The organism is Sphingopyxis panaciterrae, assembly GCF_011762125.1.
Taxonomy (GTDB): Bacteria; Pseudomonadota; Alphaproteobacteria; order Sphingomonadales; family Sphingomonadaceae; genus Sphingopyxis; species Sphingopyxis panaciterrae.
This window is the reverse complement of the sequence record NZ_JAASQN010000002.1, coordinates 746,818-766,368: the sequence shown is the minus strand read 5'-3', so window position 1 is coordinate 766,368 and position 19,551 is coordinate 746,818. Positions and strand designations below refer to the sequence as shown.

At 62.0% G+C, this 19,551-nt stretch carries 14 protein-coding genes; 9 read left to right on the top strand and 5 right to left on the bottom strand.

What is annotated here, in order from left to right; genetic code table 11:
• Positions 1 to 67: 67 nt before the first annotated feature.
• From FHR22_RS11125 to FHR22_RS11110, 4 genes are all read left to right on the top strand, one after another.
• Positions 68 to 1,195, top strand: a complete 1,128-nt coding sequence (locus FHR22_RS11125) for a zinc-binding dehydrogenase (RefSeq protein ID WP_166942718.1) — start codon at positions 68 to 70, stop codon at positions 1,193 to 1,195.
• 372 nt (positions 1,196 to 1,567) lie between these two features.
• Positions 1,568 to 3,472 carry a TonB-dependent receptor gene (locus tag FHR22_RS11120; RefSeq protein ID WP_166942034.1) on the top strand — a complete coding sequence of 635 codons (1,905 nt, stop codon included), beginning with the start codon at positions 1,568 to 1,570 and terminating at the stop codon, positions 3,470 to 3,472.
• Between the two features lie 100 nt (positions 3,473 to 3,572).
• Positions 3,573 to 4,916, top strand: coding sequence for an MFS transporter (locus FHR22_RS11115; protein WP_166942031.1), 1,344 nt, complete (start codon positions 3,573 to 3,575; stop codon positions 4,914 to 4,916).
• 39 nt (positions 4,917 to 4,955) lie between these two features.
• Complete coding sequence (locus FHR22_RS11110) at positions 4,956 to 5,579, top strand: glutathione binding-like protein (protein WP_166942028.1); 624 nt, start codon at positions 4,956 to 4,958, stop codon at positions 5,577 to 5,579.
• Between the two features lie 21 nt (positions 5,580 to 5,600).
• Here FHR22_RS11110 and FHR22_RS11105 read toward each other — a convergent pair whose 3' ends face one another.
• From FHR22_RS11105 to FHR22_RS11095, 3 genes are read right to left on the bottom strand one after another with little or no spacing between them, the layout of a single operon-like run.
• The gene (locus FHR22_RS11105; protein WP_166942025.1) at positions 5,601 to 7,028 is read right to left on the bottom strand and encodes an aldehyde dehydrogenase family protein; all 1,428 of its coding nucleotides are present in this window, start codon (positions 7,026 to 7,028) and stop codon (positions 5,601 to 5,603) included.
• Between the two features lie 31 nt (positions 7,029 to 7,059).
• Positions 7,060 to 8,385 (bottom strand): aspartate aminotransferase family protein, encoded by a 1,326-nt coding sequence (locus FHR22_RS11100; protein ID WP_166942022.1) that lies wholly within the window; start codon positions 8,383 to 8,385, stop codon positions 7,060 to 7,062.
• A 10-nt stretch (positions 8,386 to 8,395) separates the two neighbouring features.
• On the bottom strand, positions 8,396 to 9,430 hold the full coding sequence (locus tag FHR22_RS11095) for a phosphotransferase (protein ID WP_166942019.1): 1,035 nt from the start codon (positions 9,428 to 9,430) through the stop codon (positions 8,396 to 8,398).
• Between the two features lie 322 nt (positions 9,431 to 9,752).
• On the opposite strand from FHR22_RS11095, the gene FHR22_RS11090 reads away from it, so the two are divergent.
• The 5 genes from FHR22_RS11090 (at position 9,753) to FHR22_RS11070 (ending at position 17,756) form a co-directional block, all read left to right on the top strand.
• Positions 9,753 to 11,837: a hydantoinase/oxoprolinase family protein gene (locus tag FHR22_RS11090; protein WP_166942016.1), complete on the top strand. Its 2,085-nt coding sequence runs from the start codon at positions 9,753 to 9,755 to the stop codon at positions 11,835 to 11,837.
• Positions 11,834 to 13,558 carry a hydantoinase B/oxoprolinase family protein gene (locus FHR22_RS11085; RefSeq protein ID WP_166942014.1) on the top strand — a complete coding sequence of 575 codons (1,725 nt, stop codon included), beginning with the start codon at positions 11,834 to 11,836 and terminating at the stop codon, positions 13,556 to 13,558. The genes FHR22_RS11090 and FHR22_RS11085 overlap by 4 nt, the downstream gene beginning before the upstream one ends.
• A gap of 13 nt (positions 13,559 to 13,571) precedes the next feature.
• Positions 13,572 to 14,330 carry an SDR family NAD(P)-dependent oxidoreductase gene (locus FHR22_RS11080; protein ID WP_208417619.1) on the top strand — a complete coding sequence of 253 codons (759 nt, stop codon included), beginning with the start codon at positions 13,572 to 13,574 and terminating at the stop codon, positions 14,328 to 14,330.
• A gap of 91 nt (positions 14,331 to 14,421) precedes the next feature.
• Positions 14,422 to 15,285 carry a hypothetical protein gene (locus tag FHR22_RS11075; protein ID WP_166942008.1) on the top strand — a complete coding sequence of 288 codons (864 nt, stop codon included), beginning with the start codon at positions 14,422 to 14,424 and terminating at the stop codon, positions 15,283 to 15,285.
• A gap of 248 nt (positions 15,286 to 15,533) precedes the next feature.
• A complete protein-coding gene (locus FHR22_RS11070; protein ID WP_166942005.1) occupies positions 15,534 to 17,756 on the top strand; it encodes a TonB-dependent receptor in 2,223 nt (740 codons plus the stop codon).
• A gap of 143 nt (positions 17,757 to 17,899) precedes the next feature.
• On the opposite strand, the gene FHR22_RS11065 is transcribed toward FHR22_RS11070, so the two are convergent.
• Both FHR22_RS11065 and FHR22_RS11060 read right to left on the bottom strand, forming a co-directional pair.
• A complete protein-coding gene (locus FHR22_RS11065; protein ID WP_243853650.1) occupies positions 17,900 to 18,265 on the bottom strand; it encodes a nuclear transport factor 2 family protein in 366 nt (121 codons plus the stop codon).
• Between the two features lie 214 nt (positions 18,266 to 18,479).
• Positions 18,480 to 19,499 (bottom strand): NAD(P)H-dependent flavin oxidoreductase, encoded by a 1,020-nt coding sequence (locus FHR22_RS11060; RefSeq protein ID WP_166942002.1) that lies wholly within the window; start codon positions 19,497 to 19,499, stop codon positions 18,480 to 18,482.
• Positions 19,500 to 19,551 lie beyond the last annotated feature (52 nt).

Below are 19,551 nucleotides of genomic sequence, written 5' to 3'. Positions count from 1 at the left end.
CAGATTTTCGGAACGCGCGCCTGCGATCCAGCGGAGCGAAGCATCGGCACTAGCGGAGGAAACGAATATGGCCATGACAGGGCGCGAGATGCGGTCGTGGATCGACGAGAATGGTACACTGACTCTCTCGCTCGAAACGGTCACGATCGCGGATCCGGGGGATGATGAAGTCATCGTCCGCGTTGAGGCCGCACCGATCAATCCCAGCGACCTCGGCCTGCTCCTCGGACCGGCAGACCTTTCCTCGATTTCCGAAGTCGGCACTCCCGGAAAGCCGGCGTTGACATTTCATGTCCCGACGGCCCGGCTCGCCGGGGTGAGGGGGCGGCTGGGGGATTCGCTTCCGGTGGGCAATGAGGGCGCCGGCACCGTCGTCGCCGCGGGCCGGAACGCGACTGCGCTTCTCGGCAAGCGGGTCGGCATGATCGGTGGCGGCATGTACGCCGACTATCGGCGTATTGGCCGCCCCGATGTGCTTGAGCTCCCCGATGGCGTGTCTGCGGTCGATGGCGCCTCGATGTTCATCAACCCGCTCACTGCGCTTGGCTTCGTCGAGACGGCCCGCCGCGAAGGTCATAAGGCGATCGTCCACACCGCAGCCGCCTCGAACCTTGGCCAGATGCTGCAGAAGATATGCCTCACCGATGGCGTCCCGCTCATTAACATCGTGCGCTCTCCGGCACAGGTTGAAATCCTCAGAAATATCGGGGCGACCCATATCCTCAATAGCGAGGAAGAGGGCTTTTCGGGCCGCCTCGTCGATCTAATTGCCGAAACGGGCGCGACCGTCGCATTTGATTCGGTGGGCGGCGGGGCACTGGGCAGCATGATCCTGCAGGCCATGGAGCGGGCCGCGACGCGGCGCATGACCCGATTTGAACGCTATGGTTCGGACAGCTTCAAGCAGCTGTACATTTATGGTGTCCTGAACGCCGCGCCGACGAGGCTCAACTGCCTAGCCTTCGGCTGGCAATGGCGTGTCTCGGGTTGGCTTCTCTGGACGTTCCTGAGAGGCGCCGGGCGAGACGTGGAGGACCGGCTCCGTCAGCGCGTCGTGGCCGAACTCACTACGACATTCGCCAGCACCTATTCACGAACCATCGGGCTTGGCGAAGCGCTGCAGCCCGACATCCTCCAAGCCTATTTGCTGAAGGCAACGGGCCAGAAGTTCCTGATCGACCCGACGCGCGATTGATGTTCCGGGAAGATCGAGGGGAGCAGGCTAATAACATACGCATCCGCAAAACTGGCCCGAACAAACGGCCGATCTTCGCGCATCCTGTCAACATGGGATGTGATTGACTTACCGAACCGTAAGGGCTAATTGTTACGGATCGGAAACAGGCCGGTGACGAGATGCAGAGATTTATACACCGGAACGAAGGATAAGGGGATCAAGATGACGGGTTCTTCGAAATTAGGGCTGCTGGCAGGCTCCATCCTCGCGACGCTGTCGTCTATCCCTATGCCAGCATTCGCTCAGGATAGCGGTGCGGCTGCAGCAGAAGATTCCACAGATCGTCAGGGTGGCGATATCGTCGTCACGGCGCGAAAGCGCAACGAGCGCATGATTGACGTTCCGGAGACGATTTCTGCTTTCTCGGACGCCTCGCTACAAAAGGCCGGAATCGGCAATCTCGACAAGCTGGGGCAGGCGGTGCCGAACATCGTGCTGAACCGCCGCGGCGACAATGAGCCGAATGTTGTGATCCGCGGCGTCGGCTCCTTTGGCAATGTTCAGGGCATCGGTTTCTACATCGATGACGTGCAGAATTTCACCGACCAGGCCAGCCGCATCATCGACCTTGAGCGCGTCGAAATTCTGAAGGGCCCGCAGGGCACGCTCTACGGCGGCAGCTCGATCGGCGGCGCGGTGAAATATGTCACCAAAAAGCCCTCGGATAAATTCGAGGGGCGCATTTCGGGTGAGGTCGGCGAGCAATCCATCCTGAATGTGAATGCTTCGGTTAATGTGCCGCTCTCGGATATGTTTGCGATCCGGGTCTCGGGCTATGCCGATACCGGCGATGGATTCATGAAAAACCCGGTCACGCGGATCAACAACGACAAGTCCGAGGAATATGGCTTTCGCGGCGCGCTGCGCTTCATGCCCTCGGATATGACCGACATCAATCTCAGCGTGCGCTACAGCTATCTGAACAATGGCGGCAACGACTATTACATCACCCCTAACGACACGTCGTACCGGGGCGAATCCGATCTCGACCAGAATATCTACAATCATCGCCGCATTTTCGGAACCATCCTGAACATCGAGCAGCAGATCGGCGATCTGTCACTGACTTCGCTGACCTCCTATACCGAGCGCAGAAACCGCATCCTTTGGGACCTCGACTATAGCGCGCTCGACGGCCTGTACGTCGCGCAGCGCGACCCAATCAAGACCCGCGTCTTCACGCAGGAGGTCCGGCTGCAGTCGGACAATAGCGAAGGCTTCAACTGGCTGGTTGGCGGCTATTATTCGCGTGTTCGCGACCGCGGCCTCACGCTCGTTGCCGATGCGGTCTTCGGCGTCGATTTTGGCGGGCCCTCCACCGTGTTCGATTTCAGCAACAACAAAAGTGTCGAGAAAACCTACGCCGGTTTTGCCAATATCTCCTATAAGTCGGGGGCCTTCGAGGTCGCGCTCGGCGCGCGGCTCAACCACAGCGACTTCTTTGGCCTCAATCGCGTGATCGATGACAGCGCGCATGTGAAGGACACGGTGGTTTTGCCGAAGCTGACGCTGTCCTACAAGGTCGATCCGGCGCTGATGCTGTATTTCAACGCGTCCGAAGGCTATGAGCCCGCGCGGTTCACCTTGTTCGGCGAAACGTCGATCCTTCCCTACAAGGCCGAAAAAGCGCGGAACTTCGAACTTGGTGCCAAGGGGCAAACCGATGGCGGCTTTCTGTCCTACGAAGTTGCCGGCTTTTATATCGAGAGCAAAAACCGACAGTTGGAGACGCTTGTCCTCGACGACAGCGGTGTTCCCAACGAAGCGATCGGTAATGTCGGGGATGCGCGTACCTGGGGCGCGGAATTCTCCTTCACCTTGCGTCCCACGCGCGAGCTCTCGTTGAACGCCAACGGCGGCTATATGAATTCGAAATTCACCGCGGGCCTGTTCGACGGTTTCAGGGTTCCCTATGCTCCGCGCTTCTCGGGCGGTGCGAGCATCGACTACACGACCGATATTTCGTCCGCCCTGAAGCTGTCACTGCGCGCGGACGCGGCCCATAATTCGGGTTTCTTCTGGAATACGACCAACACGCTGCGCCAGGAATCCTACGATGTCGTCGGCGGACGGATCGCGATAGGTGCCGTCGACGACAAATGGGAATTGGCTGTCCGCGCCGATAACCTGCTGAACGAAAAATATCATACCGAACTTCAGCCATTCGATCCCGATCTGATCGCACGCCGCGGCCAGCCGAGATTGATCGTCGGATCGGTCACCGTTCGGTTCTGACACTCTCCCGAACTTGGGGAGCGGACCATCCGCTCCCCATTTTTCGGGCAGGACATTATCGTCGTAACCGCTATCCGACGACGGGGTTGCAGGAAGAAACATGGAAGACAGCAAGCAAGCGGCAGTGGAAGGTAAAGTCTCCGACTTCGCATGGCGAAGCGAGGCCTATGCATGGGGCGTCGTCGCGTTGCTGATTGTCGCCTTTACCTTTGCCATGATCGACCGAATGATCCTGACGTTGCTCGTGGGGCCGCTGAAGGCGGATTTCCTGCTCTCGGACACCCAGATCAGCCTCCTCCACGGGCTGGCTTTCACGATGCTTTATGTCATCGTGGGCCTTCCCATGGGATGGTTGATCGACCGCTACAGCCGCCGCATGATTGCCGGGGTCAGCGTTGCGGCCTGGAGCTTGATGACCGCCTTATGCGGCGTATCGGGAAATTTTACCCAGCTGTTTCTCGCGCGGATGGGAGTGGGCATCGGCGAGGCCGGAATTTCCCCCGCGGCGCATTCGATGATCGCGGATTATTTTCCTTCCTCGCGCCTGTCGCTCCCGATCACGCTCTATTCGATCGGCGGTTCTGCGGGAAGCGGACTGGCGCTGATCTTTGGCGGCTCGATCGTCGATTATGTTAGCCGGCTTGGCCGAGTCACCGTTCCGCTGTTCGGCGAAATCCACGCATGGCAGGCGTCCTTCTTTGTCGCGGGCCTTCCGGGACTGGCCGTCGCGGCAGCCTTCCTGTTCGTGAAAGAACCGCCTCGTCGCGGCCGCCTCGTCGAGGGCGACGTCCGGACCGTCCCGATAAGCGCCACGATCGGATTGCTCCGGGAAAAGAGCCCGTTCCTCATTCCGCAATTCTGCGCATCGGCAGCTAGTGCGCTCGCCCTGCTGTCGACCCTTGCATGGATGCCGACCTATCTGAACCGGGCTTACGGACTTACCCCGGGCGAAGCGGGACTTGGCTATGGTCTCGCGGTGCTGATCGGGGGCATTTCGGGCCTCGTCGCGTCGGGATGGGTTGCCAATCGCCTTGCCGCTGCAGGGCGCCGCGACGCGTCTATCATCGTTGCGCTTGGCTGCACATTGCTCGCCTTCATTCCTGCTGCGCTGGCCCCGGTGGTGCCTGACGTTACGGCGTCCTTGCTGCTGTCTGCCGTGGCGGTGTTCGGTTTCGCCTCTGCCATCGCGCTCGCGCCCGCTGCGCTCCCGATTGTCATACCCAATGAAATGCGCGGGCAGGTCTATGCAGCCTATCTGCTGACCATATCCGTTCTGGGATATGCCGTGGGGCCCGTCGTCGTCGCGGTGATCACCGATAATTTCTTCGGGGATGACGCGATGGTCGGCTGGTCGATGGCGAGCGTCGCACTGGTGGCGGGCCCGGTCGCCGTGCTGCTGTGGATGCGGGCGCGAAAGCAGTTTTCCAGACTGATCGAGAATTGATCGGCCGAAAGGCACGATCCTCATTTGAGGACATCATCCATGAAGCTTTACTGGGCACCGCCCATGGCGTCGCTCGCCGTTCTGATCCTTGCTTATGAGACGGACCGGACCCTCGAACTCGTGCCGATGGATATGGAGAGCCGGCGCATGCCGAACGGCCTCCTGCTGTCGCAGATCAATCCGAAAAACTGCATGCCCGTCCTTGAACGGGACGATGGATCGATCCTGACCGAGACGGCCGTCATCCTCGACTGGCTCGCCGCGCAGGATCCGCAATTGCGCCTGACCGCGCCCGCCCATAGCGAAGACCATATGCGTATCACCGAATGGATGGTCTTTTTCGCGTCCGAGCAGCACAAGCTCGCGACCTTGCTGTTCTGGGATATCGATGAAACCGCGAAACTGGCGGTACGGACCCGCGTCATCGAACGGTTCGAGCCTAGCGAAAAGGCGCTGGAAACGTCGCATTTCCTTGTCGGCAATCGGCTGACGATCGCCGATCTCTATCTGCTGGTCATGGTTCGGGGCTCGATCCATCTGTTTGAAGGCTTTGATCCCGAGATCGAATATCCGCGCCTCAATGCGTGGATGGAGCGTGTCGTGGCGCGTCCAGCCGTCCAGCGCGCGATGCGCGATCATGGCCTCGGCGATGCGGTGCATTGAGGCACCGCTGCCGGCCGTCGCTCAGTCTCGCCTGATCACGAGATTCCGGATCTCGGTCATATCCTCCATCGCGAAGCGGATGCCTTCGCGGCCCAGACCCGAATCCTTGACGCCGCCATAAGGCATGTTGTCGACGCGGTATGAGGGCACATCGTTGACGACAACGCCGCCGACGTCGAGCCGGTCCCAGGCGTCGAACATCTTGAACAGGTCGCGGGTGAAGATGCCTGCCTGCAACCCGAATTTGCTGTCGTTAACCTCTTCCAGCGCTGCGCCGAAGTCCGAGAATCTGGAAAGCAGCGCGAGCGGGCCGAACGCTTCCTCGGTATAGGCGGCGGCCGAGCGGGGAACATTCTCCAGTAGTGTTGCCTCGAGCATGGCGCCCTCGCGCCTGCCGCCACACAAAAGTGTGGCGCCGCTCGCGACCGCTTGCCCGATCCACTCTTCGAGCCTGGATGCTTCGCTTTCGGAGATCATGGGCCCGATGACCGTGCTGCGATCCTTCGGGTCGCCCGGCACGAGGCTCTCGGTTCTCGCGACGAGCATACCTCGGAAGCGGTCATAGAGTGTATCGTGGATCAGGATGCGCTGGACGCCGATGCAACTCTGGCCTGACTGGTAGAAGGCGCCGAAGACGATGCGTTCGAGCGCATCGTCGAGGTCTGCGTCCCGATCGACGATCACTGCGGCATTCCCGCCGAGCTCAAGCACGACCTTTTTCTTGCCGGACTTCGCTTTCAAGGCCCAGCCGACATCGGGAGAACCAGTGAAGGAGAGGAGTTTCAGCCGGTCATCCTCTGTGAAGAGGTCGGCGCCGTCGCGATGCGCGGGTAAGATAGAAAAGGCGCCTACGGGCAGGTCCGTTTCGGCGAGCACCTCGCCGATGATGATTGCTCCAAGCGGCGTATGGCTTGCCGGCTTCATCACGAACGGGCAGCCGACCGCGATCGCCGGCGCGATCTTGTGTGCGGCAAGGTTGAGGGGGAAGTTGAACGGGGAGATGAAGGAGCAGGGCCCGATCGGCACGCGTCTCCACATCCCCTGATAGCCCTTCGCGCGTGGGCTGATGTCGAGCGGCTGTACTTCGCCATACATGCGCATCGCTTCTTCGGCGGCGATGCGGAAAGTGTCGATCAGACGCGACACCTCGCCCTCCGCGTCTTTAATGGGTTTGCCTGCTTCGACGCAAAGAGCGTAGGCGAGCTCGTCGAAACGTTCGCGAAAACGCCTGACGCAATGGTCGAGCACGGCTTGCCGCTCATAGCTTGCCAGTCTTGCCATAGGCTCGGCCGCGCGGACGGCGCCCGCAATCGCCTCGTCGATGATGCCGGCGTCGGCTTGTGCCACGCGAAAGGCTACCGCGCCGGTATATTTATCGGTCACCTCGAGGTCGGCGTTGGGCTGCTGCGCCCGATTGTTGAGATAGAGCGGGTAAATATCCTTGAGCATATCGGTCTTTCGTCTCGCCGGGGTTGGCGCGCTAAGTGCGCCGCTCGCAGAGCAGCAGGTTGAGAGCGTCGGCAAACATATCGGCATGCTCGGTTCCCCAGATCAGCGGGGGCCTGATCTTGAGGACATTGCCATAGATCCCCGTGGTGCTGATCAGGATCCGCTTCGCGCGCAGACCATTGACGACGCGCTGCGCTAGGTCGGCGTCGGCGACTCTCCCGTGTCTGTCGGTGACCAGTTCGAGACCGAGGAACAGGCCTGCTCCGCGGACGTCGCCGATACATTCATGCCGCGGCATGAGGGCTTTCAGCCTCTCTTTGAAATAGGCGCCAACGCTGTCGGCATTGGCCAGTAGTCCTTCCTGCTCAATGACATCGAGAGTGGCCGCCGCAGCGGCGCAGGAAACCGTATTGCCGCCGAACGTGTTGAAGTAGCGCGAGGACTCGCCGAACAGCGCGAGTAGCTCGGGCCGCATGATCGCCGCGGCGACGGGATGGCCATTGCCCATCGGTTTGCCCATGGTGACGATATCGGGTGTAACGCCATGGCGCTGAAATCCCCACATCGTTTCGCCGGTGCGGCCGAACCCCGCCTGGACTTCATCGGCAATATAGAGGCCGCCGGCCGCCTGCACGGCGGCTGCGGCGCCCTGGAACAGACCGCGCGCGGTAAACACCCCGTCGCTTGAGAAAATGGTGTCGCAGAGTATCGCCGCAACACCATGGCCAGCTGCCTCGAGATCGGCGATGGCCGCGCGCGTCTGATCGGCGAGGTCGCCCGCGATGTCGCCGGAAGATCGGAAGGTGTCCGGCGCCGAAATCGTACGGACATAGGGCGGCTGCTTGCCCCCGAAGCCCAGCGAAGGCGAGACTTCGGACACCGCCAGTGTGACGCCATGATAGGCGAGCTGCGTCACGATGATGCCCTTCGCGCCCGTACAATGGCGCGCCGCCCGGAGCGCGAGATCGTTGGCCTCGCTGCCGGTGCAGGTGAACATGATGTTGCCGAGCGTGTCGGGCACGGTTGCCAATATCCGCTCGGCATAGTTCAGTATCAGGTCGCCGAGGTAGCGCGTGTGCGTGTTCAGCACGCTTGCCTGCCGCGTGATCGCCTCGACGATATGCGGATGGCAATGCCCGACCGACACGACATTATTATAGGCATCGAGGTAGCGGTCGCCCTTGGTGTCGAAAAGCCACGGGCCTTCACCACGGACCATATGGATCGGCTGCTCGTAGAAGAGCCGGTAGGCAGGACCGAGCAAGGTTCGCCTGCGTTCGATCAACGCAGCGGTGGAGCGATCGACATCGCCGCCGCCCGAATAGGCGTTCAGCATGCCGGAGGAATCGCGCGTCATGATGGTTCTCTCATAAGGAAGCAAAGGCCCCGCCGCGGCGCTGCGTCGCTGACTCAAGCAGGCGTGAGGCGAGGGGGGCGTTGCGCAGAAGATAGGCGCGGTTACCGGGATTCTGCGCCGCACGCCAATGCGTTATTGCGACGACCATGGCAGCGCGCGCCCGGACCAGTATCGGCAGGATTGCTATTTCTTCCTCCAGCAGGGGAAGATCGCGGCCATATGCGGCGACCGCAGTGGCCAGCAATGTGTCGAAGCCGTGCTGCGGCTCCTGATAGGCTATCGCCGTCGCGAGGTCGCAAATCAGCGGTGCGTCGATGACATCGCCGAAATCGATGATGCCGGTAATCGCGCCATCTTGGGCCGCCAAGATGTTCGAGGGATTGAAGTCATTGTGAATGACCTGCCGCCGTAACGCGCCGAGCCTCGGGGCTGCCAGCGCGCGCCAGTCTTCCAACGCGCTGTCCGCCAGGTTGCGCAACCCGGCTGAGGGAATGGCCTTTGTCATCAGCGCGACCTGGTCGGCGCGCGAGACGTCCCAGAGGAGCGATCGCCTCGCTCCGGGATGAGAAAAGCCGTCAAGCGATCGGTCCAGCTTTGCGAGAAGCTCGAAGAGTTCGTTGCGCTGGGACAAGGATCGAAGCGCGGCAAGCGGCTTGCCAGAAAGGAAGGTTGTAGCAAAAGCAGCATAGCGCCCGTCCTGCCCTGATGGGAGCGGAATGACGGCGCTGGCCGCGCTGCTCTTATGGACCCGCGCAACGGGAAGCCCGGGCGCCGATGCTGCGATATGGTCAAGGACCGCCACTTGCAGATCGGCGATGCCAGCGCGATTGTCCCCGATCCGGAGGAGATATTCCCTGCCGTCGCGCACTTCCTTCACTCGGAATACCGCATCGAGTTCGCTTGCAATCTTTTCAGCGCGCGCGGCGGAGCCATATTGGGTCAGCCACAGCTTCTCCGCCTCGGCGACGTCATATTTCATACCCGCCGCAGCCGAATGGCCCAGATTACCGGATTCTACCGCGAGTCCCTGAACAAGCTTCGCCATATCTTGACCCATATAGATAAATTACCGATCCGTACTATCTGGATTATCAGGCACAAAGTCAACGGCATTGCGGATCGCGCCGAATTTTTGGTCCAGCGACGGCCGGCATGCCGCTAACTGTGGCCTATTGGGAAATGGCCCACTCCATCCCGTCACAAAAATTCGAGGGACGCCTGCATCGGAAACTCGCAGGTCCTTCATCGTCCAATTCGACTATTGACTTACCGAACCGTACGAGCCAATTGCGGATCGGTAATATCATTCGGGTCCAGCCGCTTTTGGTTGGCGCTCGCGGCAAAGCGAACATGAAACGGGTTAGATAATGCGACTGGCATGCGACACCGGCGGCACGTTTACGGATCTGATTGTCGAGGACGAGTCGGGTCAGCTTGGCATGTACAAGGCCTCGACCACTCCTGCCGACCCGGTGCAGGGCGTCATCGACGCGCTGAAACTGGCAGCCGATGATGAAGGGGTTTCGCTTGGGGACTATCTCGCGCGCGCCGACAGCTTCATTCACGGTACGACTCACGCGATCAATGCGGTCGTCACCGGGCGTACCGCCCGTACCGCCTTGCTGACGACGCAGGGGCATCCCGATGTGCTGGTGCTGCGCGAGGGCGGGCGCGCCGAGCCTTTCAATTTTACCATCGCCTATCCCGAGCCCTATATCCCGCGGGCGCTAACCTATGAAGTGCCCGAGCGGATAAGCGCCGACGGCAAGATTGTCCGGCCGCTGGATGAAACGGCACTTGTCGCGACCTGCGCAAAGTTGCGCGAGGCCGAGGTCGAAGCCGTCGCCGTGGCCCTGCTGTGGTCGGTGGCCAATGACGCGCATGAGCAACGCGTTCGCGAGATTCTGCGCCAGCATCTGCCAGCGGTACCGGTTACGCTCTCCAGCGAACTCAATCCTACCATCCGCGAATTCCGCCGCGCCTCTTCGGCTGCGATCGACGCATCGTTGAAGCCGCTTATGGCTTCTTATCTTGGGTCGCTCTCCCGGCGGCTCAAGGACGCCGGTTTCATGGGCCGTCTGCTCGTGCTGACGTCGCAGGGTGGCATGGTCGATGCTAACGAAATCGCCGCCTCGCCGATCCGCGCGATCAATTCGGGACCCTCGCTCGCGCCGATCGCGGGTAAATATTTCGGCGAACTGACGAAGCCGGGCGCCGACATCGTCGTCGCCGATACCGGCGGCACGACCTATGATGTCAGCCTAGTCCGTGGCGGGCGGATTCCGCTCACGCGCGATGCCTGGATCGGACAACCCTTTCGCGGCCACCTGACCGGCTTTCCATCGGTCGATGTCCAAAGCGTCGGGGCCGGCGGCGGTAGCATCGCGCATGTCGACAAGGGCGGCCTTCTGCGTGTCGGTCCGCAAAGCGCAGGCTCGACGCCGGGGCCGGTTTGCTACGCGCGCGGGGGTACCGAGCCGACCCTGACAGACGCCTGCTTGGCGCTGGGCTATGTCGATCCAGATTATTTCCTCGGCGGCAAGATGTGGCTCGACCGCGAAGCGGCGTGCCAAGCGATCAAGGACAAGGTCGCCGATCCGCTCGGCATGAGCGTGGAGGAAGCCGCAGCAGCTATCGTCACGCTTGCTACCGAGAATATGGCGAGCGCGATCGCCGACATCACTGTCAACCAAGGCATCGATCCGCGCCATTCAGTGCTGATCGGCGGCGGCGGCGCGGCGGGACTCAATTCGATCTTCATCGCCCGCCGCATGAACATTCCCCGGCTCGTGATCCCCGAGGTCGGCGCAGCGCTCAGCGCCGCGGGCGCGCTGATGTCCGAACTGGCCGCCGATTATCGCGCCGTCGAATATATGGTGACGACGAACTTCGATATGGCACGCGCCAATAAAATTCTGAGGGGTCTCCAGCGCAAGGGCGAGGCCTTTCTTGCCGAAACCGCGGGCGTGAGCTTCGCCCCACAGATCGAGCTGTCGCTCGAGGCGCGTTACGAGCAGCAGGTGTGGGAAATCGAGGTCCCGCTGTCGTTCGACCATTTTTCGAGCGAGGCCGACATCAAGAAGCTCGCCGAAGCCGTGCACCAATCGCACGAGCGCATCTTCGCCTTTCGCGACGAAGGCTCAGCGATAGAGATCATCGGCTGGTCGGCGCGCGCGAGTTGCCGGGTGCACGAGCACATCATCGGGCGGATGAAGCCGCATGCCAAAGAGGCCGAAAGGGCTGGAACCCGCCGCGTCTATTTCGGTGGCTCGGGCTTTTGCGACGCGGCCGTGGTGCCATTTTCCGCGCTTGCCGTCGACCGGATTCATAACGGCCCCGCGCTTATCGAATCGCCGTTCAGCAGTGTTGTCGCGGATCCCGGCTCGGTTTTCTGGCGGACAATCGACGGCAGTCTCGTCATTGACATCGCCGCGCAGGGAGCCGACGCATGACCTCCGATCCGCTGGCCTCGCCGCAGCCGCTCGACGGCGCGCAGCTTGCCATCCTCAACAACCGGTTCGAAGGCGTGGCGCGCAAGATGGCGAACACATTGCTCCGCGCCGGGCGCTCGGGTGTGCTGAACCGCGCGCGCGATTTCTCCGCCTGTATCGTCACCGCCGACAATCTTCTGCTCGCGGCGGCCGAGAGCCTGCCGATCCATGTCCTGTCCGGGCCCGACCTGATGGCGGCATCGATGCGGCAGTTTCATCCCGATCTGAAGCGGGGCGACGCCTTCCTGCACAACTCGCCCTATCATGGCTGTTCGCACCCGGCCGACCACACGATCCTCGTGCCGGTGATGGACGATGACGGGGTGCACCGCTTCACCGTGGTCGCCAAGGCGCACCAAGCCGACATCGGCAATTCGATTCCGACCACCTATCATGGCACGGCTAGCGATGTGTATGAGGAAGGCGCGCTGATTTTCCCGGCGGTCAAGGTCCAGCAGGACTATCAGACCATCGACGACATCGTGCGCATGTGCCAGATGCGTATCCGCGTTCCCGAACAGTGGAAAGGCGACTTCCTCGCCATGCTCGGCGCTGCACGGATCGGCGAGCGCGAGATCCTCGATCTCGCCGCCGAGATTGGTTGGGACCAGCTCGACGCGTTCCGAGAGCGCTGGTTCGACTACAGCGAAAAGAGCATGATCGATGCGATCGCGAAGCTCCCGTCGGGCTGCGTGTCGGCGACGAGCACGCATGATCCGGTCCCGGGAACCCCGGCGGAAGGCATCGTCATCAAGGCAGATGTCACGGTTGATGCCGAAGGCGGCCGGATCGTCGTCGACTTGCTCGACAATATCGACAGCCTGCCGTGCGGCCTCAACCTCAGCGAAGCCTGCGCGCGGACCAGCGCCCTGATCGGCGTGTTCAATTCGATCGACCATATGGTTCCGAAAAATGCCGGCGCCTTTCGCCGGGTGGACGTGCGTCTGCGCGAAGGCAGCGTCTGCGGCATCCCCGTCCATCCGGCCAGCTGCTCGGCGGCGACGACGAATCTCGCAGACCGGGTGTGCGCCGCGACGCAATCCGCCCTGGCGCAGATTGCCGACGGCGTCGGAATGGCGGAAGTCGGCGCCGGCCTTTCGCCCGCCAGCGGCGTGATTTCGGGCAGGGATCCGCGCACCGGAAAGAAGTTCATCAACCAGTTGTTCCTCGGCGCGACCGGCGGCGGTGCCACCGCGCACAACGATGCGTGGATGACCTATCTTCATGCCGGTAACGGCGGTTTGTGCTTCATCGACAGCGTCGAGCTCGACGAACTTTGCCAACCGATATTGGTCGAGAGCCGGCGCCTGCTCCGGGATACCGAGGGGCCAGGGCGTCAGCGCGGCGCGCCGAGCCTTGAGGTCGCGTTCGGTCCGGTCGGCTGCGATGTCGATGTCGCCTTTGTCAGTGACGGCACAATCAACGGGCCGACCGGCGTCCGAGGCGGCGGTACCGGGGGGCGATCGCGGCAATATCTCCGCAAGGTCGACGGAACACTCGTCGAAACCGATCAGGTCAGCGTCCAGCGCGTCAAGGATGGCGAGGTGATCATTTCCATCACCTGCGGCGGCGGCGGTTACGGCGACCCTCGCGATCGTGACCCGGCGAAGGTTCGGCACGATGTCGCGGAGGGCTGGATCAGCCCGGAGCGGGCCGCGGAAATTTACGGCATGTCGGCATAATAGGGAGCGCATGATGAGACTGGACAGCAAGATAGCGATCGTAACGGGCGGATCGCAGGGCATCGGCGAAGCGATCGCGAAGCGGCTGGCGAAGGAGGGGGCGACAGTCGCCGTCAACTACAGCCGCAACGATGTGGCGGCCGAGAAGGTCGTCACCGACATCGAGACGGCGGGCGGAACGGCGAAGGCGTTTCGCGGCGATTGCTCGAAAGTGGCCGATATCCGGCGCTTTGTCGATGAGGTCGGCGACGCATACGGCCGCATCGACATCCTGGTGAACAATGCCGGTACCTTTCTCACCGTTCCGGTCGCCGATACGACCGAGGAGATCTGGGACGCGCAAATCGATCTCAACCTCAAGGGCACATTCTTCGCGGTGCAGTCGGTCTTGCCCTGGTTCCGCAAACGGGGGAGCGGAAAGATCATCAACCTCTCGTCGATCGCCGGGGTCGATGCCTTTCCCAATTGCCCTGCATATTGTGCTTCCAAGGGCGGCGTTTCGCTCCTTACCAAGGCGCTGGCTTCGGAGCTGGCGAGCGAGGGCATCAACGTCAACGCCATTGCGCCAGGCAATGTCGCGACGCCGATCAACGCACATCTGCGGGGCCCCGGGCACGAGGATTATGTCGCACTGATGAGCAGCCGCACGCCGACCGGCCGGGCATTCATGGATCCCGAGGACATGGTCGGCGCGGTCGCGTTCCTTGCCAGTGATGATGCCAAAGGTGTCCACGGTCTAATCATGCTCGTTGATGACGGCTGGTGTGCCTGAGACCCAGACGTTCGGAGTCAGCGGTTGCGAGGGCGGGAGCGCATTCGGTCCCTCGACGTGAACCAATCGGAAAAAAAAGGGAGGATATGACATGTATTTGCGGATTGCTTTTATCCCGTTGGCACTGCTGTCGGCAAACATCGCAACCGAAGTCTCAGCTTCGCCCGCCGGTAGCCCCGGCGACCGCGCGGTTCGCGTGATCAGGCCTGCCGAGGTCGAACCGACCGTACGGGCAGGAGACGCGGACCAGGCTTCGGGACGCGCTGTCCACCGTCGTGTTGTTTCGTCCGTTCGCGACGGCTCTACGGGGCTCGACATCGGCTACAATGTATACGCGACCGGCGTCGGGACGGATAAGCCCTATGCCTATAACAAGGACGAGCTTTGCTACTTTCCCAGTGGGGAAATCGACATGGAAAGCAGCGGCATCAGAGTGATCGCGCGGCAGGGCTATCTCATGTGGCGGCCCGCGTCCGCCGCGACCGAGAATATTCACGCCACCAAGGACTCGGTCACGGTCTGCGCCTTTGCCCCGGCACGCGCGGACCAGTGGTCGCATCGGCTCCCTCCCGAGCAGGTCGGCCAGTGGAAAGGTAGCGAAGGATCGCGTCCGCACGTTCGGTTCTTCAACCTGAACAATGTGCCGGGCCGTCCATGCGACGATTGCAGCGGCGGCGTGACTCGCCGAGAACTGCTGTCGGCGGAAAAGGACGGGTCGCAGCACGCCAGCGTGACGAATTTCGTGTTCGAGAAGGGAAGCCGGCGGACAGCGCGCGCGGCGCCTGGCGACGAGATCTGCTGGGTCGAATCCGGAACCTATCTCGTCGAGACCGGAAGCGGCCGGGCTGCCGCGGCCAGCCCCGACTTCATTTACCGTCCCAAAGGTGCAGCGCCTCTGCTGATCGAGGCCACTTCGCCGGGTAGTTTGATCTGCTTCGAGGCCGGCAGGGCCTAGAGAAGGCCGGGCTGGTCGCGCAGCGGGCAGCGGCGAGAGGAAGGCGCTGGGCTTGCGGGAACTATGCCAGCTGACCGCACGACGGCACCTCCCGGTCCTGGCGGCGTAACCGCCGTCTCCAACCAACATTTTTTCGGATTGAAAGCACCTTGGGTGCCTTCGTGGGACCTGCGCCTTGTGCCGGTCGACCGCGACGATCTTCTGCAAAACCGCGTCCACGCTGGACGCCAAATCTAGGACGAAATCACATGCGGCTTTTGACCACCGTGCTCTTGCTCACCTACGGATATCCATCGCTTGCGGTCGCGCAGACCGAGACCTCGTCGCAGGACGCGCAGCCCGCAGCCGCATTGGCACAGGAGCCCGATTCGGCGCAGCCGGAGATCGGCGAAGCGATCGAAGCCGGAGGCGGGCTTGAGGAAATCGTCGTTACCGCGCAGCGCCGGCGCGAGCGACTTCAGAGCGTCCCCATCGTCATTTCCGCGTTTACCGGGGAGCAACTTGCAAATGCGGGGATCTTGCGGACGTCCGATCTGGCGGTCGTAACCCCGGGCTTCGTCTTGACGCAGGGCGTCGGTCTCGGCTCCCCCTTTCTGCGGGGGGTTGGCTCGACGATCAACGGTCCGGGCGTCGAAAACTCGGTGGCCACCTATGTCGACGGCGTCTACCAGGGCATCAAATCGGCGTCGCTGACTTCGCTCGACAACATCGAAAGGGTCGAGGTTCTGAAGGGGCCGCAGGGCACGCTTTTCGGACGCAATGCGACAGGCGGTCTCGTGCAGATCATAACGCGCGACCCGAGCGATGCGCCGGCGATGAACTTTGCCGTCGGGCTCGCGAACTACGATACCGTAACGGCAAGCGGATATGTCACGGGCGGGATCGCGGAGGGCCTCGCTGGTGATCTTGCGATGTCCTATCGACGCCAGAACGAGGGCTGGGGCACGAACGTTGCGACCGGCGCCGACGTCAACCAGAGCGATTTCGCCGTCCTTCGCAGCAAATGGCTTTGGACGCCGAATGATTCGCTGCGGATGGCGCTCGCTGGCGATTACGGCTGGACCGAATCCTCGATCGGTACGGCCTATCGGCCCGTCGACGGCCTTCCTCCCGCGCGAGATGGGAATCGTCCGTTTCCGGGGGGCGACTATGATATCAACGCTAATGTCGATCCGTCATTCCGATCGCGCGCCGGCGGGCTGTCGCTCAAGGTCGAGCAAAATCTGTCATTCGCCGATCTCGTCTCGATCTCGGCTTTCCGCAAGGGCAGCTACGATCTGCTTCTCGACAGCGACGTGACGCCGGAGTCCTATCTCTATTTCGACGGACATAATGCGGAGAAGCAGTTCAGTCAGGAACTGCAGCTTGTCGGCGGCGTGCGCGACGGCCTGCAATGGACCGCGGGCGCTTATTATTATTACAACAAGGGCGATCAGCTCAACGCGCAGGCGGGAACGATCGTACCGACGCGGCGGCTTCAGCAAGTACAGTCGCGTCAGGTCACCAACTCCTATTCGCTTTACGGGCAGGCGACCTGGTCGGTCGCGCCCGCGTTGCGGATAACCGGGGGCCTGCGCTACACGTGGGAAAACCGTACGCTCGACGCCATGCGCTCGCAGTTCTTCAACGACGGGTCGGTCGTGGTCATGGTCCCGCCCGCACCTGGCCGCATCGACTATCAGCGCCTCACCTGGCGCGCCGCGGTCGATTACGACATCGCGAAGGATGTCATGCTCTTCGCGAGCTATAACCGCGGTTTCAAGAGTGGCGGGTTCAATGGCGCCCAATTGCCCAACGAGACCTCGCCGGTTCGCCCCGAAGTGCTTGATGCTCTCGAAGCGGGCCTGAAGAGCAATTTCTTCGGCAATCGCATCAAGCTGAACCTGTCGGGCTTCTATTACGACTTCAAGGATATCCAGCTCAGCGTTGCCGTGCTGGGCGTCCAGACCCCGCGGAACGCGGCGGCGGCCGAAATGTACGGCGTCGATCTCGATTTTGAGGCGCTGGTAACGGATCGGCTCCGTCTGTCGGTGGCGGCCGAATATCTGAAGGGCGAGTATACGTCGTTTCCCGACGCCAATCTCGCCAGTCCGCTCCCGGCGGGAGGCAACAGCGTCGTCACCGGATCGGCGACGGGCAATGATCTGCCTCGCACCCCGGGGCTTACTGCCACGGTGGGGCTCGATTATGCTCTCCCGGTCTCCGCCGATCGGGATGTCCGTCTGAACCTGACCTACAGCTACAACGACGGCTATTTCACAGAGGCGGACAATTATATGCGGCAGAAGGCCTATCACATCGCCAACGCCCGTATTTCCTATCCATTGTCCGACGCGGTCACGGTATCGCTATGGGGGCGCAACCTGCTCAACGAATTTTACACGACGGCGCTGCAAGCCCAGGGTCTGGGGACGGTGCTTTCAGCCGACGAACCACGAACCTACGGCATCGAATTGCGCGCCGGGTTCTAAAAACAGCCGCCGCCGACATTAACGCGCCGACGTCCGACGCCTATCAGCTCGGACGTCGGCCGTGATGGCGGGCGTCAAATCTCTGGGAAAATCGTCCGGCGTTATTCGCCGATCGAGGGTCTGAAATCCCGGCGATGTCCGGTTCAGCCTTGAGCCTCGAGAAACGCATCGACCTTGGCGGATCCCTTCAGCGCGCGAAGGAATGTCAGTGGGTTCCAATAGTCGATATAGTGGACGATGCGGCCATTGCGCGTCCGGATGACGCAGATGTAGCGCTGGTCGTAGGGCTCGCCGGTCCGCACTCCCTCTCCATAGCCGTTGACTTCGATGATGATCGTCTCAGGATCTTTGGTCTCATGGACGATCGGCGTGCTCATGCGGTCGAGCGTTATCATGCCCGCCAGGCTTTCGAGGTGCCCGGCAATTTTCGCTGCGCCCTCAAGTCGCGAGGGGCCGCCGGGGAAAGCGAAGGGGAATTCGAACACGATATCGTCGGCGACGAGGTCCAAAAACCGTCGCCTGCCGGGCGAACGCGATCGCCCAACACGCTGCGCAACATGGCTGTGAAGGCTGGGACGGATTCTGTCATGATTTTTCTCCTTGGGGATGAATTGCGGCTGTGCTGTCGGGTGCGTCCCTGTCGGAATTCGACGCGGCTCGGCCGCGCGGCCCGCCGGCAATTTCGAGCATCTGGCGGGCGATTGCGCGGCGAACTAGCGGCCGTCAGCTCCGCGCGGGCTGGCGAAGCGCCGTCTCCGCCATGGGGGCCAGTTCGGCGCAGGCCTCGCAATATCCGTCGGCCAGGCGCGCGATGAATTGCCCCGCGGACTCGCGCGCAGTCACCGCGCCGATCCCTTGGCCGCAGCCCCAGATGTCGCGCCAGACCTTGGCGCTCTGGTTGCCTCCCGACCCAAAGCCGCTGCCGCTCGTGCCAAAGTCCATCTTCGAGGGATCACTTTGGGGCAGGGTCTTGGGATCGAGCCCCGCGTGGATGATCGACGGCGCCAGATAGTTGCCGTGCACGCCCGTGAAGAGGTTGCTATAGATAACATCAGACGCCGAACTTTCGACGATCATGTCCTTATAGGCATCGACGGCATTCGCCTCCACCGTCGCAATGAAGGCCGAGCCGACATAGGCGAGATCGGCGCCCATCGCCTGCGCGGCGAGGATGGCGCGGCCCGAGGCGATCGAGCCCGAAAGAGCTAGCGGGCCTTCGAACCATGCGCGAATTTCCTGGATCAGCGCGAAGGGCGACAGCGTACCCGCATGACCGCCGGCACCCGCCGCGACCGCGATCAGGCCGTCGGCGCCTTTCTCGATCGCTTTGCGGGCAAAGCTATCGGTGATCACATCGTGCATCACGAGGCCGCCATAGGAATGGATCGCGTCGTTCACTTCGGTTCGTGCACCGAGCGAGGTGATGACCAGCGGAACCTTGTATTTCACGCAAAGCTCGATGTCCTGCTCGAGCCGATTGTTCGTCTTGTGAACGATCTGGTTGACCGCGAAAGGTGCCGATGGCGTGTCGGGATGGTCGCGGTCCCAAGCCGCCAGTTCCTCCTCGATACGTGCCAGCCACTCGTCGAGCTGCGATACCGGCCGCGCGTTCAGCGACGGGAAAGATCCCACGATGCCCGCCTTGCACTGGGCGATCACGAGGTCGGGACCGGAGACGATAAAAAGCGGGGAAGCAATTACCGGCAACCGGAGGCGGTCGCGCAGGACGGAAGGCAAGGGCATGAAAAGACTCTCCGAATGGCAGGCCTCAAGGACTCGTGCAAAAGCGCATATC

What these genes read in the sequence shown, in the direction of transcription:
- FHR22_RS11085 (WP_166942014.1), top strand. Translation starts at nt 11,834, where the DNA reads ATGACCTCCGATCCGCTGGCCTCGCCGCAGCCGCTCGACGGCGCGCAG.
- FHR22_RS11110 (WP_166942028.1), top strand. Translation starts at nt 4,956, where the DNA reads ATGAAGCTTTACTGGGCACCGCCCATGGCGTCGCTCGCCGTTCTGATC.
- FHR22_RS11095 (WP_166942019.1), bottom strand. Translation starts at nt 9,430, where the DNA reads ATGGCGAAGCTTGTTCAGGGACTCGCGGTAGAATCCGGTAATCTGGGC.
- FHR22_RS11090 (WP_166942016.1), top strand. Translation starts at nt 9,753, where the DNA reads ATGCGACTGGCATGCGACACCGGCGGCACGTTTACGGATCTGATTGTC.
- FHR22_RS11120 (WP_166942034.1), top strand. Translation starts at nt 1,568, where the DNA reads ATGATTGACGTTCCGGAGACGATTTCTGCTTTCTCGGACGCCTCGCTA.
- FHR22_RS11075 (WP_166942008.1), top strand. Translation starts at nt 14,422, where the DNA reads ATGTATTTGCGGATTGCTTTTATCCCGTTGGCACTGCTGTCGGCAAAC.
- FHR22_RS11060 (WP_166942002.1), bottom strand. Translation starts at nt 19,499, where the DNA reads ATGCCCTTGCCTTCCGTCCTGCGCGACCGCCTCCGGTTGCCGGTAATT.
- FHR22_RS11105 (WP_166942025.1), bottom strand. Translation starts at nt 7,028, where the DNA reads ATGCTCAAGGATATTTACCCGCTCTATCTCAACAATCGGGCGCAGCAG.
- FHR22_RS11080 (WP_208417619.1), top strand. Translation starts at nt 13,572, where the DNA reads ATGAGACTGGACAGCAAGATAGCGATCGTAACGGGCGGATCGCAGGGC.
- FHR22_RS11100 (WP_166942022.1), bottom strand. Translation starts at nt 8,385, where the DNA reads ATGACGCGCGATTCCTCCGGCATGCTGAACGCCTATTCGGGCGGCGGC.
- FHR22_RS11070 (WP_166942005.1), top strand. Translation starts at nt 15,534, where the DNA reads ATGCGGCTTTTGACCACCGTGCTCTTGCTCACCTACGGATATCCATCG.
- FHR22_RS11115 (WP_166942031.1), top strand. Translation starts at nt 3,573, where the DNA reads ATGGAAGACAGCAAGCAAGCGGCAGTGGAAGGTAAAGTCTCCGACTTC.
- FHR22_RS11125 (WP_166942718.1), top strand. Translation starts at nt 68, where the DNA reads ATGGCCATGACAGGGCGCGAGATGCGGTCGTGGATCGACGAGAATGGT.